The following is a 541-nucleotide window of genomic DNA, read 5'->3' on the forward strand; positions in this document are numbered from 1 at the left end:
CAGTCTGATTCTCAATCCAATGAAGAAGAAATTAATCATCCTGCTGATAGTGCTTGTAATCGTGGCCTGTAGTTCTTCGGGTTGTGTGGGTGCTATTAAGAGTCTTCCTAAGGCAGCAATGGCGAGGTTAGCGGTAGGAGGTGCAGCCGCATATATTTCAGATGCTGAAGAGACATATTCTGATTCAGATACGTTACCCTGGAACTGGATGCAGGCATACGAATTATACGGAGAAAAGGGGACTAAATTCAAGATTCATTATGAAGGAAATGCTCCTGTCGATCTGCTGATACTGGATGCCAAGAATTACAACATATATGATCGCGCGCTTGATAGCGGCAGGTATACGACAAAGATCAATGGCAAGTATTGGTCAGATAGGAAGGAGGTAAACATCGCATTTACCCAACCAGATAATCAGCAGTATTATTTTGTTATTGACAATACAGATTTGTTTGGTGCGAAATCAGGAAGATCTGTAACGTATTCTCTGACTCTCAATTAACCCTTTTTGCGCTTCCACCCCGCGCGCAAATGTAAA

1 protein-coding gene is annotated in these 541 nt (G+C 42.5%); it reads left to right on the forward strand.

The features are described from left to right. Positions 1–505, forward strand: a 505-nt coding sequence (locus EI28_RS13015; RefSeq protein ID WP_048115523.1) for a hypothetical protein, incomplete at its 5' end; no start/stop codon positions are given. Positions 506–541 lie beyond the last annotated feature (36 nt).

The organism is Methanoculleus sp. MH98A, from assembly GCF_000691865.1.
Taxonomy (GTDB): domain Archaea; phylum Halobacteriota; class Methanomicrobia; order Methanomicrobiales; family Methanoculleaceae; genus Methanoculleus.